The 15,353-nt window shown below is 48.6% G+C and carries 13 protein-coding genes and 1 tRNA gene; 7 read left to right on the plus strand and 7 right to left on the minus strand.

The genetic code is table 11. From position 1 onward, the window contains the following. The 3 genes from QUE65_RS07150 to QUE65_RS07160 are packed head-to-tail and all read right to left on the minus strand — an operon-like array spanning position 1 to position 2,741. Positions 1–1,215, minus strand: a complete 1,215-nt coding sequence (locus tag QUE65_RS07150) for an ABC transporter substrate-binding protein (RefSeq protein WP_215369420.1) — start codon at positions 1,213–1,215, stop codon at positions 1–3. A gap of 39 nt (positions 1,216–1,254) precedes the next feature. Further along, positions 1,255–1,959, minus strand: coding sequence for an ABC transporter ATP-binding protein (locus tag QUE65_RS07155; protein WP_286280313.1), 705 nt, complete (start codon positions 1,957–1,959; stop codon positions 1,255–1,257). Between the two features lie 5 nt (positions 1,960–1,964). Further along, complete coding sequence (locus tag QUE65_RS07160; RefSeq protein WP_215369430.1) at positions 1,965–2,741, minus strand: ABC transporter ATP-binding protein; 777 nt, start codon at positions 2,739–2,741, stop codon at positions 1,965–1,967. A 136-nt stretch (positions 2,742–2,877) separates the two neighbouring features. Here QUE65_RS07160 and QUE65_RS07165 point away from each other — a divergent pair, with 136 nt between their 5' ends. From QUE65_RS07165 to QUE65_RS07175, 3 genes are read left to right on the plus strand one after another with little or no spacing between them, the layout of a single operon-like run. Further along, on the plus strand, positions 2,878–4,041 hold the full coding sequence (locus QUE65_RS07165; protein ID WP_286280314.1) for an acyl-CoA dehydrogenase family protein: 1,164 nt from the start codon (positions 2,878–2,880) through the stop codon (positions 4,039–4,041). Next, positions 4,038–4,814, plus strand: a complete 777-nt coding sequence (locus QUE65_RS07170) for an SDR family NAD(P)-dependent oxidoreductase (protein WP_286280315.1) — start codon at positions 4,038–4,040, stop codon at positions 4,812–4,814. Before QUE65_RS07165 ends, QUE65_RS07170 begins: the two co-directional genes overlap by 4 nt. Positions 4,815–4,849: 35 nt before the next feature. Next, positions 4,850–5,833, plus strand: coding sequence for a phosphotransferase family protein (locus QUE65_RS07175; RefSeq protein ID WP_286280317.1), 984 nt, complete (start codon positions 4,850–4,852; stop codon positions 5,831–5,833). Here the strand turns inward: QUE65_RS07175 and QUE65_RS07180 are convergent. The 4 genes from QUE65_RS07180 to acs form a co-directional block, all read right to left on the minus strand. Beyond that, positions 5,819–7,618, minus strand: coding sequence for an acyl-CoA dehydrogenase (locus tag QUE65_RS07180; RefSeq protein ID WP_286280319.1), 1,800 nt, complete (start codon positions 7,616–7,618; stop codon positions 5,819–5,821). The two genes, QUE65_RS07175 and QUE65_RS07180, sit on opposite strands and share 15 nt — an antisense overlap. A 2-nt stretch (positions 7,619–7,620) precedes the next feature. Then, positions 7,621–9,276, minus strand: coding sequence for an acyl-CoA synthetase (locus QUE65_RS07185; RefSeq protein WP_286280322.1), 1,656 nt, complete (start codon positions 9,274–9,276; stop codon positions 7,621–7,623). A 47-nt stretch (positions 9,277–9,323) separates the two neighbouring features. Continuing rightward, positions 9,324–9,414: transfer RNA gene (locus QUE65_RS07190), tRNA-Ser, on the minus strand. A gap of 58 nt (positions 9,415–9,472) precedes the next feature. Next, complete coding sequence (gene acs / locus QUE65_RS07195) at positions 9,473–11,446, minus strand: acetate--CoA ligase (protein WP_286280323.1); 1,974 nt, start codon at positions 11,444–11,446, stop codon at positions 9,473–9,475. Positions 11,447–11,595: 149 nt separating this feature from the next. Between acs and QUE65_RS07200 the strand changes: the two genes are divergently transcribed. From QUE65_RS07200 to QUE65_RS07215, 4 genes are read left to right on the plus strand one after another with little or no spacing between them, the layout of a single operon-like run. Next, positions 11,596–13,119: a fumarate hydratase gene (locus tag QUE65_RS07200; protein ID WP_286280324.1), complete on the plus strand. Its 1,524-nt coding sequence runs from the start codon at positions 11,596–11,598 to the stop codon at positions 13,117–13,119. Positions 13,120–13,141: 22 nt separating this feature from the next. Further along, the gene (murI, locus tag QUE65_RS07205) at positions 13,142–13,939 is read left to right on the plus strand and encodes a glutamate racemase (protein WP_286280326.1); all 798 of its coding nucleotides are present in this window, start codon (positions 13,142–13,144) and stop codon (positions 13,937–13,939) included. Between the two features lie 2 nt (positions 13,940–13,941). Next, positions 13,942–14,658: an energy transducer TonB gene (locus QUE65_RS07210; RefSeq protein WP_286280328.1), complete on the plus strand. Its 717-nt coding sequence runs from the start codon at positions 13,942–13,944 to the stop codon at positions 14,656–14,658. Between the two features lies 1 nt (position 14,659). Then, on the plus strand, positions 14,660–15,352 hold the full coding sequence (locus tag QUE65_RS07215) for a MotA/TolQ/ExbB proton channel family protein (RefSeq protein WP_286280330.1): 693 nt from the start codon (positions 14,660–14,662) through the stop codon (positions 15,350–15,352). Position 15,353: the final 1 nt, after the last annotated feature.

Genomic DNA, 15,353 nt, shown 5'->3' on the forward strand with positions numbered 1-15,353 from the left:
TTACTTAGTAACGTATTTGCACTTCGATTGAGCCAAGGGCAAAGTTGCATCTTTTGCAGCAATTACCTTAACAACTTTTGCTACATCATTGGGTCCCTTCGACTCATTTGGCTTCTTCACTTCAAGCAAGTACATATCGTGTTCAAACTTACCATCAGCACGAATCCTGCCCTTGAATAAACCGTCGTTAATCTCAACCGACTTCATCTGCTTCATGACCGCATCCGAATTGTCGGTTTTAGTGACTTCAATGGCTTTCAGATATTGCATCGTGGCTGAATAAACACCCGCTTGAACCGAGGTTGGCGCTTTGCCTTTGAACTCTTTCATGAAGCGCTCAGCAAACTTGCGATTGGAGTCATTAAAATCCCAGTACCAGCCTACAGTAAAGTTCATGCCTTGGGTTGTTTTTAATCCCAACGCTTGAATATCACTGATAAACATCAGTAAAGGCACAACGGTTTGCTTCGAACCCATAATGCCTAGCTCAGCAGCTTGTTTAATCGATCCGATCGTGTCACCACCGGCATTGGCTAAACCAATCACTTCAGCCTTCGAGGATTGTGCCTGAGCCATGAATGATGAAAAGTCTTGGGTATTAATTGGGTGCTTCACACTACCCAATACTTTTCCACCGTTGGCTAGTACCACCTCAGTTGTGTCACGCTCTAATGTATGTCCAAAGGCATAGTCGGCAGTAACAAAGAACCATGTCTTCTTTCCAGAGTCCACCACTGCCTTACCAGTACCACGTGAGAGCGCATAGGTGTCATACACGTAGTGAATACTGTATGGCGTACATTTCTCATTGGTAATAGGCAATGAAGCTGCGCCAGTCACAATCGATACGCGTTTAAATTGCTCGGCCACCTCCATCGCAGCTAAGGCTGAAGCGGTCGAAACGTTACCGACGATCATGTCAACTTTATCTTTCTCAAACATCTCGCGGGCTTTTGAACCAGATAAATCAGCTTTGGACTGAGTATCTGCAGAGGTAATCACGATTTTGCGGCCTAATACTTGACCACCAAAGTCACGAGCAGCCATTTGAGCGGCAAGTACGGCGCCAGGTCCCTCAATCGCAGAATAGATACCAGAAAGATCTGTTAATACCCCGATACGAATCTCATTATCCGAGACGGTTTGTGCTTTTGCAGGAATAGCCGCTGTCAAAAAGGCAGCGGATACGAGCGCAGCGATTGCAGTTTTTTTCATTTGAACTTCTCCTTTTAAACTTTTACCACCTTTTCACAACTAAACACCCAACAAAATCTTGAGCTCCTCTTGACTAGCTTCGAGTTGATGTCTCTCCACCATTTTTACAACTTGCCCATGCTCAATCACATAGTTTCTATCTGCGAGCTTTGAGGCAAATCGAAAATTTTGTTCAACCAACACAATCGTAAATCCACGTTCTTTTAATGCTTTTACAACCTCGCTCAGTTTCTGAATAATGACTGGCGCAAGACCTTCGGTAATCTCATCGAGAAGCAGTAAGTTAGCGCCCGTTCGCAAAATACGGGCAATCGCCAGCATCTGTTGCTCGCCACCGGAGAGTTTGCCGCCAGGACTTGAGCGCCGCTCATAGAGGTTCGGAAACATCGCATAAATATCATCAACGCTCATCGCCATACCCTCGCCAACTTTGGGCGGCAGCATTAAATTTTGCTCACAGGTCAAGCTAGTAAAAATACCGCGCTCTTCAGGGCAATAACCGATACCGAGCTTTGCCACGCGATAGGTTGGCATCCCGATCACCTCTTGCCCATTGACCTGGATCGAACCAGTGCGTTGACCAACAAGGCCCAAGATCGCCCTTAAAGTCGTTGTACGGCCAGCGCCGTTGCGACCTAATAAACAAACCACCTCACCAGGATGAACCGTTAGATTGATGCCATGCAAGACGTGGGACTCGCCATACCAAGCATTGAGATCATGAATTTCAAGTGCGGCGCTCATGGTATTTAGTGACCTTGCAACTCAGTATCGGCAGTACCCATGTATGCCTCCATGACCTGTGGATTTCTAGATACTTGCTCATAGGGGCCCTCCGCAATTACCTCACCACGTTGCAGTACGGAAATCGTATGTGCGATGTTCGCAACCACTTTCATGTTGTGCTCTACCATTAACACCGTCCGGCCTTTTGCAACCTGCTTAATTAACTCGGTGACCAAATTAACATCTTCATGACCCATTCCTTGAGTTGGCTCATCGAGCAACATGAGTTCGGGGTTCATGGCAACGGTTGCGGCAATTTCTAAAGCGCGCTTGCGGCCATACGGAAGATTGACCGCCAACTCATCAGCAAAGCGGTCGAGGCCCACTTGGCGTAATGCATCCATCGCACGATCATTTAGAACATCCAATGAGCGTTCGCTTTTCCAGAAATAAAAAGAGGTGCCAAGCTGTTGCTGCAAACCAATGCGCACATTTTCTAAGGCAGTCATATGGGGAAAGACTGCAGAGATTTGAAAGGAACGAATAATGCCGCGCTTCGCAATTTGCGCAGGTTTCTCTTTGGTAATGTCTTGACCATTAAACGTAATGCTGCCCTTAGTGGGTTCTAGGAATTTTGTTAGCAAATTAAAGCAGGTGGTCTTCCCCGCTCCATTCGGACCGATTAATGCATGAATGCTGCCGCGTTTCACATTCAAATTGACATCATGAACCGCAGTAAATCCAAAAAATGATTTGGTTAAATGCGCTGTGGTCAAAATGAAACCATCTACATCCTGCATAAACGATCCTAGAAGCCTGAATTGACTAAGAATAGTGGATCAACGCATTGCCCTGTATAGCGAAAACCCTAATCGGGGCTGCCTTGTTTGGCAAAAATCAATGAGTTAGGCCAAATCGCTCGGATTACAATGAGTCATGGACTTTAACCTCACCCCTGAGTTCATTGCTCTTCGGGATAAAACCCGAGACTTTATTACTCAAAAAGTGATCCCTTTTGAGGGCGATGCCCGAGAAACGGCGCATGGCCCTACCCCCGAGTTACGACAAGAATTAATCGCATTAGCTAAAGCGGCTGGTCTACTAACTCCCCATGCGTCCATTAAGCATGGCGGCTTGGGTTTAAGTCATGTCGCTAAAGCCATTGTTTTTGAAGAGGCTGGCTACTCGCGCCTCGGACCCATTGCAATGAACATTCATGCACCCGACGAAGGCAACATTCATTTGATGGAACAGGTGGCCAGTCCCGCTCAACAAGTGCGGTGGTTAATTCCTCAAGTGCAAGGAAAACTGCGCTCCTGCTTTGCCATGACCGAGCCTGCACCCGGAGCTGGCTCGGACCCATCCATGTTATTAACCACAGCGACTCGAGACGGCAATGACTATGTGATTAACGGACGTAAATGGTTTATTACCGGTGCTGATGGCTCGGATTACGTCATCATCATGGCGCGTACTGAAGATAATCAGGCAACCATGTTTTTATCCGATTTGAATGCGCCCGGTATTGAGATTGAGCGCAATATGGAATCCATGGATCAATGCTTTGCTGGCGGTCATAGTGTTTTGCGCTTTACTAATTTGCGTATCCCCGCTGATCAGATCTTAGGTGAACTCGGTAAGGGATTTCGGTATGCCCAAGTTCGCTTAGCGCCCGCAAGACTCACGCATTGCATGCGCTGGTTAGGTCAAGCCCGTCGCGCTCATGATATTGCTCTTGCCTATGCCCAAAAACGCCAAGCCTTTGGACAACGTTTAGGAGATCACGAGGGGGTTGGATTCATGTTGGCGGATAACGATATGGATTTACATACTGCGCGCTTACATATTTTGCATACTGCTTGGCTATTGGATCAGGGACAAAAATGCAATTACGAATCCAGTCGGGCAAAAGTTGTTTGCTCTGAAGCGCAGTGGCGCGTAGTTGATCGTTGTGTACAAATAATGGGCGGTCAAGGTGTAACTGGCGAGTCGGCCGTGATGCGAATCTTTACCGATATGCGTGCTTTTCGGATCTACGATGGTCCCAGTGAAGTTCACCGTTGGAGCATGGCTCGTAAATTACTTGATCAAACACGATGAACTCATCGCCCACTGAACGTTTTCGTCTCGACGGACAAGTGGCCGTGGTGACGGGTGCATCAAGTGGCATTGGCCGACACTGCAGTCTTTTATTAGCAAACGCTGGTGCTAAAGTCGCTCTCGCCTCTCGCAATATAAAAGAACTTGAATTATTGGCAAAGGAGATTGTCAGCGCTGGAGGTCATGCCAAAGCTTTTCACTTGGATGTGACCCAGCAGTCCAGTGTGACGCAATGCTTCACGCAAATCACTTCGTGGGCACAGCCAACCATCGTGATTAATAATGCCGGCGTTTCTGTCACCAAGAGTTTGTTAGAGCAAACTGAAGCGGATTGGGATAGGGTTGTGGATACCAACCTAAAAGGGGTCTGGCTAGTAGCTACTGAAGCGGCACGCACGATGGTAGCTACAAAAACTGCGGGCTCCATTATTAATATGGCATCCATTCTTGGGGAACGCCAAATTAATGGGGTTGCCCCATATGCCATCTCAAAAGCGGGGGTTATCCAAGTGACCAAAACGATGGCGCTTGAGCTCGCCCGTTATCAAATTCGGGTAAATGCCATCCTGCCAGGTTACGTGATCACCGATCTCAACCGAGAATTTTTGCAAAGTGAGTTGGGCGAGAAGCTGCGCATGCGTATTCCTAGTCGACGCTTTAACGAACCACACGATTTGGATGGCCCTATTTTGCTTCTTGCCTCAGCAGCTGGTCAGGGGATGTCAGGCAGCACCCTGGTTGTCGATGGAGCCCATTTAGTTAGCTCCTTGTAAGGTAGATTGTGGATCAGTCGATCAATCATCCTCGGTTGCATACTTATCTTGATCAACTTGGTTTAGATACCCGTTCGATCGAAATTGAGTCACTTGTTGGCGGTCAATCCAACCCAACCTACAAAATTAGGTGTGGCGCCGACTGCGTGGTGCTGCGTAAGAAACCCTCTGGCAAGCTATTGCCCTCCGCCCACGCGATTGAACGGGAATACCGCGTCATGAGTGCCCTAGCATCAACCGCTGTACCAGTTCCCAAAATGCTGGCGCTGTGTGAGGATGAGTCACTGATTGGCACCCCTTTCTATTTAATGTCTTATCTAGCTGGGCAGGTGTTTCATGATCAATCGCTTCCGCAAATGAGTTCTACCGAGCGGGGAGCGATCTACGACGAAATGAATCGAGTGCTGGCTGCGATTCATCAATTGGATTACCGTCAAATTGGTTTGGAGAGTTTTGGCAAACCCGGTAATTATTTTGCGAGGCAGGTAAGTCGTTGGTCAAAGCAAGTACAGGAAACCACCATTCCGATACCAAGCGCCCTGGCTCAACTCATTGAATGGCTTCCTCATCACATTCCGAGCGATGATGAAACCACCCTCGTACACGGCGACTTTCGTCTAGATAACCTCGTGTTCCATCCTAAGGATCACACGATCATGGGTGTGCTCGATTGGGAGCTCTCAACCTTGGGTCATCCCCTGGCAGACCTTTCCTATCAATGCATGGCCTGGAGAATCCCGCCCGCTTTATGGCGCGGCATTGGTGGCCTTGACCTGCAGTATCTTGGGATTCCGTCTGAAGAGGATTACATCAAAGCGTATGAAGCGCGCACCGGACGCAATGCCAATGCGGATTGGAACTTTTATATGGCATATAACTTTTTTCGGATTGCAGCCATTTTGCATGGCGTTGCGCAACGCGCCGTGGACGGCAATGCCAGCGCCCAAGATGCCGCTGAGAATGGTAAAAAAGCGGGGCTTTTAGCTGAAATTGGTTTACAGGGCTTAGGGATTCATTAAATCGGCCAAGCCATCGTTCATGGCTTTTGCAACATCAGCGCCAGCACAAATTGTTTGCACAAGCCCTACGACGTGTGGCAACACTTCATGGGTATAAAAAATAGCACTCGCTTTTTTCTGGGATGCAAATCCATTTTGACCAGAATAACTTGGGCTATTCACGATTAAGGCTGATTTTGCTAAGAGCCAGCCACCACAAAGAATGCCAAACGAACGCAATAATGGGTACGCGCCTGCCAAGGTGGCTTGCGGTTGGTCATTGTGCGCAGTGAGTAGCCAATTTAGAGCCTTAGCGAGCGCTTGAGTCGCCTTATGCAATTCGTGGCCGATTAACTGGAGATCAGGGTCGGTATGGTTTTGACACGCTTGTGCTTCAGCCTCAATCTCTGCAATCAGTTTTCGTGCCTCGACACCATCATCTCGAATAATTTTTCGTCCGAGTAAATCGCCAGCTTGAATCCCAGTTGTTCCTTCATAAATAGTAGTGATACGTGCATCGCGTAAATGTTGAGCAGCACCCGTCTCTTCGATATAACCCATCCCACCGTGCACTTGCACTCCCAAGGACGCAATTTCAATCGCTTGCTCCGTGGACCAGGCTTTAACGATGGGGGTTAAAAAATCAACACGACGTTGGCTACTCTGGCGAATCGCCTCATCAGGATGCTTTTGAGCAAAATCCACTCCAGCCGCCGCAATGTAGGCCAAGGCTCGCATGGCCTCGGTTTGGGTTTTCATCAGCATGAGCATCCGCTGGACGTCAGCATGATGCAAGATCGGTAATTTGCCGCTCTTTTGAGGGACCTTACCCTGTACGCGCTCTTTGGCATATTCAGCAGCCTGCTGATACGCACGCTCGGCAACTGCAACACCTTCAAGACCAACCGCTAGACGCGCGTTGTTCATCATCGTGAACATATATTCCAAGCCACGGTTTTCCTCACCAACCAAATAACCGATTGCTCCGCCAGCTTCCCCAAAAGACATCACTGCGGTGGGGCTTGCATGTATCCCAAGCTTATGTTCAATCGAAGCACACTGCACATCATTGCGTGGACCCAAGCTACCATCGGCATTCACTAAGAACTTAGGTACGATAAATAGAGAAATTCCTTTTACGCCAGCCGGCGCATTTGGCAAACGTGCCAATACCAAATGCACGATATTTTCAGTAAGGTCATGCTCACCATAGGTAATAAAGATTTTGGTACCGGTAATTAAATAGTGATCGCCATTAGGGATCGCTTTGGTACTAACGGCTGATAAATCCGATCCGGCTGCTGGCTCAGTTAAGTTCATCGTACCCGCCCACTCACCCGAAATCAATTTCGGCAAATAAATTGATTGCTGATTTGCAGTTGCATGGTGCTCAATCGCTTCAATAGCGCCCGCGGTCAGCATGGGGCATAGCATGAATGCCATATTGGCAGAGTGCCACATCTCATTGACGGGGGTAGCGAGCGATGCAGGCAAACCCTGCCCTCCAAAATTAGGATTTGCTGCTAAAGAAATCCATCCCGCTTCGATATATTGCTGATAGGCATCCTTAAACCCACTTGGAGTTTTCACAACGGCATGCTCCAAGATACAGCCCTCTTGATCGCCCGTCCAATTGATGGGGCTTAAGACCTGATTCGCAAACTTAGAGGCTTCCTCCAAAATCGTATTGACTAAATCATCATCCACTTCTTCATAGCCTGGTAAGGTTTGAATTCTGGAGAGCGGAATGAGCTGATGCACAATAAAGTGCATATCAGCCAGCGGGGCGCGATAGTCAACCGGCATGATTAAACATCAATGGCTGTGGCTGAACCGGCGCGCTTACGCAATTCAAATTTCTGAATCTTTCCAGTTGCTGTTTTAGGTATCTCACCAAAGACCACTGCACGAGGCACCTTAAAACCAGCAAGGTGTTTTTTACAATGCTCCAGAATTTCCTCTGGGGTGGGATTCGCACCGGCCTTCAGTTCAATGAATGCGCATGGAGTCTCGCCCCACTTTGAATCCGGTTTTGCAACGACCGCTGCAGCTAAAACTGCAGGGTGCCGGTACAACACATCTTCAACCTCAATACTGGAGATATTTTCTCCACCAGAAATGATGATGTCTTTACTACGGTCCTTAATTTTGATGTACCCATCGGGATACATGACGGCTAGGTCGCCCGAATGAAACCACCCTCCTGCGAACGCTTCTTGCGTTGCTTTTTCATTCTTCAGATAGCCTTTCATCGCAATATTGCCCCGAAACATAATTTCGCCCATTGTCTCGCCATCGGCTGGGACGGGTTGCATCGTTTCGGGATCCATCACTAAAGCGGCATGTTGCAAGTGATACCGAACACCTTGTCGCGCATTTAATCGAGCGCGCTCTCCCACATCCACCGAGGTCCAATCATCATGCTTGACACACACTGAAGCGGGACCATAAGTCTCAGTTAAACCATATACATGGGTAATATCAAACCCCATCTTTTCCATGCCCTCAATCATGGCTGCTGGCGGTGCTGCACCCGCGACCATAGCGCTCACACGATGGGTAATACCCTCTTTTAAATCATCGGGGGCATTAATGAGCATGTTATGAACAATCGGCGCACCACAATAATGGGTCACTTGGTGTTCGCGAATCGCATCAAATATCTGCTTCGCGTCGACTTTACGTAAGCAGACATTAATGCCTGCTCGTGCGGCAACAGTCCATGGAAAACACCAACCATTGCAATGAAATAATGGCAATACCCATAAATACACGGGATGGCGTGGCATGTCCCACTCCAAAATATTTGAGATCGCATTGGTATAGGCGCCTCGATGCGAATACACCACACCTTTTGGGTTGCCCGTTGTGCCAGAGGTGTAGTTCAGGCAGATGGAGTCCCATTCATCGCTTGGGAGTTGATATGAAAACTCTGGATCTCCCTTGGCAATAAATTGCTCATATTCAATCGAACCAATTGCTTTACCGGAACCCGAATACATAGCATCACTAACATCGATGACATACGGTAATGGAAGCTTTTTCTCGTGAAGAATTGCTAATGCGGCTTGCATTACTCCAGAGAATTCAGGGTCAATCAATACGACCTTGGCTTCGCCATGCTCAAGCATAAATGCAATGGCAGACGCATCCAAACGAGTATTGAGTGCGCATAGAACTGCGCCGGTCATCGGAATTGCAAAGTGCGCCTCAACCATCGCTGGAATATTTGGCAACATCACGGCGACGGTATCAAAACGTTGAATTCCGTGCTGAGTAAGCGCAGAAGCAAACTGACGGCAGCGCGCGTAGGTTTCTGACCAGGTGCGCGTCACACTCCCATGAATCACTGCTGGCCTTTGTGGGTAGACCAATGCAGCACGTTCAATAAAAGTCAGCGGAGACTGAGCAACGTAATTCGCAGGGTTTTTATCAAGCCCTTGGGTGAAGATGGAAGATTTCATTTCGGAATCCTCTTTCTGGGATTATCGAATGCAAACAAAGAACTCATTGGCGGAGAGGGCGGGATTCGAACCCGCGGTAGGCTATTAACCTACACACGCTTTCCAGGCGTGCGACTTAAACCGCTCATCCACCTCTCCGAAACCGTTCATTATACGGTTCGAAGAGTGTTGAATGATTTCTGTTGATTTTGCAAGCTTACAGTGACTTCTTTAATTGCTCTAAGATTGCCGGGTTCTCAAGCGTCGAGGTGTCCTGCGTAATATCCTCGCCCTTCGCAATCACGCGCAAGAGTCTGCGCATAATCTTTCCAGAGCGGGTCTTTGGCAAGTTATCACCAAAGCGCACATCCTTCGGTTTCGCAATCGGACCAATTTCTTTGCCCACCCAATTGCGTAATTCAGTCGCAATCTTCTTGGCCTCTTCCCCTTCGGGACGTTTACCCTTAAGAACCACAAAAGCGCAAATTGCTTCGCCAGTCATATCATCTGGGCGCCCTACAACAGCAGCTTCGGCGACTAGCGGATTGGCAACCAGGGTCGATTCAATCTCCATGGTGCCCATACGATGGCCTGACACGTTCAGAACGTCATCGATACGGCCAGTAATGGTGAAGTAGCCAGTATCTTTGTTCCGAATCGCACCATCACCTGCCAAGTAAAGTTTGCGACCAAACTCATCTGGGAAATACGCTTTCACAAAGCGATCGGGATCACCCCAAATTGTCCGAATCATCGATGGCCAAGGACGCTTCACCACCAAGATGCCACCCTGACCATTAGGCATATCGTTACCAGTCTCATCCACAATCGCGGCCATAATGCCTGGCAATGGCAAGGTGCAAGAACCGGGAACCATGGGGGTTGCGCCAGGCAATGGGCTAATCATATGACCACCGGTCTCGGTTTGCCAGAAGGTATCGGCAATCGGACAACGCGAGCCGCCGATGTTCTCGTAGTACCACATCCATGCCTCGGGATTAATTGGCTCACCCACCGATCCCAAGAGACGCAATGAACTGAGATCGTAATTTTTAGGATGAACGCTAGGATCCGTATTCGATGCCTTAATCAAAGAACGAATTGCAGTCGGTGCCGTGTAGAAAATCGTGGCATTGTGTTTTTGAATCATCTCCCAAAAACGACCAGCATTCGGGAAAGTGGGCACACCTTCAAACACGATTTGTGTACCACCCACTGCCAATGGTCCATAGGCAATATAGGAGTGTCCAGTGACCCAACCAATATCCGCCGTACACCAGAAGATATCGCTTGGCTTGATATCAAAGGTCCACTTCATCGTGAGGATGGCCCACAACAGATAACCACCAGTGGAATGCTGCACACCTTTTGGCTTACCGGTTGATCCTGAGGTGTACAAAATAAATAAAGGATGCTCAGCGCTCACCCATTCTGGATCACAGGTTTTTGCTTCGCTCGCAGTCACTTCGTGCATCCATGAATCAAGGCCAGCCTTAAAGGGAATATTGCCGCCTGTGCGCTTGTAGATAATCACGTTTTTAATGTTCTCGCAGCCGCCAAGCGCTAAGGCCTCATCGACAATCGTCTTCAGAGGTAATGCTTTACCTCCGCGCATTTGCTCATCGGCGGTGATTACTGCAACCGCACCCGCATCAATAATGCGCTCTTGCAAGGATTTTGCGGAGAAGCCTCCAAACACCACGGAGTGTGTGGCGCCAATGCGAGCACAGGCTTGCATGGCAATCACGCCCTCGACTGACATCGGCATATAAATGATGACGCGATCACCCTTTTTAATACCGCGTTTACGCAACGCGTTCGCTAATTGACAAACGCGATCGTGTAACTCTTGATACGTAACCTTTGTTACCTTACCGTCATCCGACTCAAAAATGATGGCGGTTTTATTGGCATTGCCATTTTGCAAATTACGATCAAGGCAGTTGTAGGAGGCATTCGTTGTGCCATCTTCAAACCATTTATAAAAAGGTGCCTTGGACTCATCAAGTACTTTCGTAAAAACTTGCTTCCAATGGAGATTCTCTTTAGCTAGACGCCCCCAAAATCCCTCGTAATCTTTTTCTGCTTCTGCGCATAACTTTTTGTAAGCATCCATTCCTGAAATGGCGGCGTTTTTTACAAAATCAGCGGGCGGATTAAAAATCCGGTTTTCTTGCATTAATGGTTCCATACGAATAACACCCTCTCTTCAAACTTATAGTGACAACACAACAAACAATCGGTCTATCGTTTCATATGACGATAAGTGAATTAAGTCCTGATTTGCCCTATGGCAAACCCTTAAAATGCTTATTTCATTCCACTTATTGAAATATTCCTATGCCTACGATACGCCAAGACGACCTGATTCAAAGCATTGCGGACGCTTTTCAGTTTATTTCCTACTACCATCCTCGGGATTTCATCCAAGCCATGGGACGTGCCTATGAGCTCGAACAAGGCCCAGCAGCAAAGGATGCGATTGCCCAAATTCTGACCAACAGCAAAATGTGTGCGGAGGGTAAACGACCGATCTGCCAGGACACCGGGATTGCGGTGGTCTTTCTCAAAGTGGGCATGAACATCAATTGGAGTGGTGCCACCATGAGTGTTGCGGATATGGTGAATGAGGGTGTGCGGCGTGCGTACATGAATCCCGACAATCCCCTGCGAGGTTCTGTATTACTAGACCCAGCAGGTAAACGTAAAAACTCGGGCGATAACACGCCTGCAGTCATTCATTATGAAATCGTTCCAGGCAATGATCTTGAAGTGATCTGTGCTGCCAAAGGTGGTGGCTCTGAAAATAAAGCAAAGATGGTGATGCTCAATCCATCGGACTCCATTGTGGATTGGGTCATGAAAACCGTTCCAACCATGGGTGCTGGGTGGTGCCCTCCCGGTATTCTTGGAATCGGAATCGGTGGCACGCCGGAGAAAGCGGCTCTTCTTGCGAAGGAGTCGCTCATGGCACCTGTTGATATTCAAGAGCTAATTGCGCGTGGCCCCAAGAATCGTATTGACGAGTTACGTCTTGAGATTTATGAAAAGGTCAACCAATTAGGGATCGGCGCTCAAGGTCTTGGTGGTCTTGCAACCGTACTTGATGTCAAGATCATGGACTACCCCACGCATGCCGCCTCATTACCAGTAGCGATGATTCCGAACTGTGCAGCCACACGACACCTCCACTTTCACCTTGATGGTAGCGGCCCGGCTCATTTTGATATTCCGTCGCTGAACGATTGGCCTGCCGTCGCATGGCAACCGGACACCAAACAATCCAAACGCATTAATGTCAATGCGTTAACACCCGAGGAAGTAGCTAGTTGGAAACCCGGTCAGACCTTATTACTCAATGGCAAGATCCTCACGGGTCGCGATGCAGCTCACAAGCGCATTGCCGACATGCTGGCTAAAGGCGAGTCATTACCTGTGAGTTTTAAAAATCGCGTGATCTATTATGTTGGGCCCGTTGATCCAGTGCGTGGTGAAGCAGTTGGTCCAGCGGGTCCAACCACTGCGACCCGGATGGATAAATTTACTGAGACGATGTTGGGTCAAACTGGCTTAATTGCAATGATTGGTAAGGCCGAACGCGGCCCTGTGGCGATTGAGTCAATCAAGAAACATCGCTCCGCGTATCTCATGGCAGTCGGCGGTGCAGCCTATCTCGTATCCAAAGCAATTGCTCATGCCAAGGTGGTTGCATTCCAAGATTTAGGCATGGAAGCGATTTACGAGTTTGATGTGGTCGACATGCCAGTCACTGTAGCGGTTGACTCGCAAGGGATCTCCATGCATGAAACGGGGCCCAGAGAGTGGCAAATGAAGATTGGCAAGATTCCAGTGAGCGTCGCTTAACGGATCAAACTGGTAAGCAACGTTGGCAACGATCGGTGTATTTGATTCTGGGGTTGGCGGTCTATCCATTTTGGATGAGGCGCTCAAGCAATTGCCTTTGCATCACTACATTTATTTAGCCGATTCTGCCAACGCGCCCTACGGAGAAAAATCAGCCTCTTGGATTGCTAATCGTAGCTTGCACATGTGCCGCTACCTAGTCGAGCATGGTTGCGATGCGATTGTGGTGGCATGCAATACCGCAACTGCAGAAGCGATTGCCCAAATCCGCGCGGAGCTGCAGATACCCGTCATTGGCGTAGAGCCTGGCATCAAACCAGCGGCGATGCAATCCCAGAATGGCGTTGTGGGTGTGCTCGCTACTGAAGCAACCCTCAATAGCGATAAGTTCAATTCGCTCTTGGCGACATTACCAAGTCAATGCCGTTTTATTAAGCAAGCCGGCGCCGGCCTAGTACCACTTATTGAAAATGGAGAAATCGAATCTCCAGCGATGCGCACTTTATTGCAAACGCATCTGCAAGGTATCGTGCAGGCGCAGGCAGATACCTTGGTTCTGGGTTGCACGCATTACCCTTTTCTGAAAAATCATATTAGGGAGCTCATTGGTGCATCAATCACCATCGTGGATACAAGCGATGCCGTGGTTCGTCAACTGGGTCGACAACTTGAGCAGCATGGCCTAGCCAATGAGGCAGGGATCATGTCATTAAACTTGCTGAGCACTGCGAATGGGGATACATTACAGGCGATGGCAGAGCGCTTATTGCAAACTCCCCTGTCACACCGCAGCATCAACAACCAATCATTGATGATTTGAGCATGGTCCTTGCTAGTTCCAGACAATGGCGCCTCCCCTTCTCCCGGGATGAGCGCATCATCATCGCGCTGGTGGTTCTTGCGCATTTATCCTTAATTATTCCCTTTCAATTTGGTTTAAGCCCAAAGCCACCGGATTATCAAAATGATGAACGGGTGATGGCAAATCTCGTGGCCCCAGAGGCTCCGCAGGCGCCAGCGAAGGCGGCGACGCCCCCCGCCCCAAAGCCGGCAGTTGAAGCACCCAAACCAACACCTAAACCTGAACCTAAAAAACCAGAAAAATCCGTTGCTCCCGCACCAAATCCAACGCCAGCACAAAAGACTGCAGCCCCGACAGAAACTGCGGCCGCCAAACCCAGCGAAAGTACGCAAAATGCAAGTGTTGCCCCGCCTACCGGTGGAGGTGGAATTAGTGGCACCCCCATCCAAACGGATATTGGGAAATTAGTGGTGGTCTACCAGCCTGATGCAGATCCGTATTACCCTTCATTCTCAAAGCGCGCGGGCGAACAAGGTGAAGTGGTGGTCAGGCTCATCATTAGCGAGTCTGGTGAAGTGGAGGAAGCGCGATTATTACAGTCGAGTTCCTACCCAAGGCTTGATCGGGCCGCGATGGAAATTGGGAAGCGGTATCGATTTAAACCCTACACCATCAACGGTAGTCCCACTAAAATCTCAACTAATCTATTAATTAAATTCAACCTAAAGAGTCCCTAATATGAACAATGCATTTGGCCTTCACCACCTTTGGACCCAGGGGGACTTCGTCACTCACTTTGTTGCTCTTTTACTTTTGTTGATGTCAATTGTGACCTGGGTGATTTTGATCAGTCGCTTGTGGGGCTTACGCAATATCAAACGCCTTAAAAGTGAACTGGATTCTTTTTGGCGAGCCCGCTCTTTTGATGAGGGACTCAGTCACTTAAGCAATCAAGCAATGAATCCCTTTTTTATGGTTGCAAGGACTGGTCATGAAGCTTCGGCTCATCATCAGAACCAAAGTGCTAGTCATCGTGAACTCTTTCAAACGCTCAACTACTCCGAATGGATGGCGCGTAGTTTAAAAAATGGGGTCGACTCCTCAACCGCTCAATTGCAAAAAGGATTAACGTTTTTAGCATCGACTGGTGCAACTGCACCATTTATCGGTTTATTCGGTACGGTCTGGGGGATCTATCACGCCCTGATTGCAATTAGTAGCTCAGGCAGTGCACAGATTGATCAAGTCGCTGGTCCCATTGGTGAGGCACTAATTATGACCGCGTTTGGTCTCGCGGTTGCCATTCCAGCCGTACTTGGCTATAACACCATTAATCGCTCAAATCGCTTAGTGGTTGCAGACCTCAATCGCTTTGCCAATGATCTCTTGGCCTACTTTGTGACTGGCGCACGCGTTGCCCAGAAAGATTAAT

The sequence above is a fragment of the Polynucleobacter sp. HIN8 genome, assembly GCF_030297615.1.
In the GTDB taxonomy this organism is placed as follows: Bacteria; Pseudomonadota; Gammaproteobacteria; order Burkholderiales; family Burkholderiaceae; genus Polynucleobacter.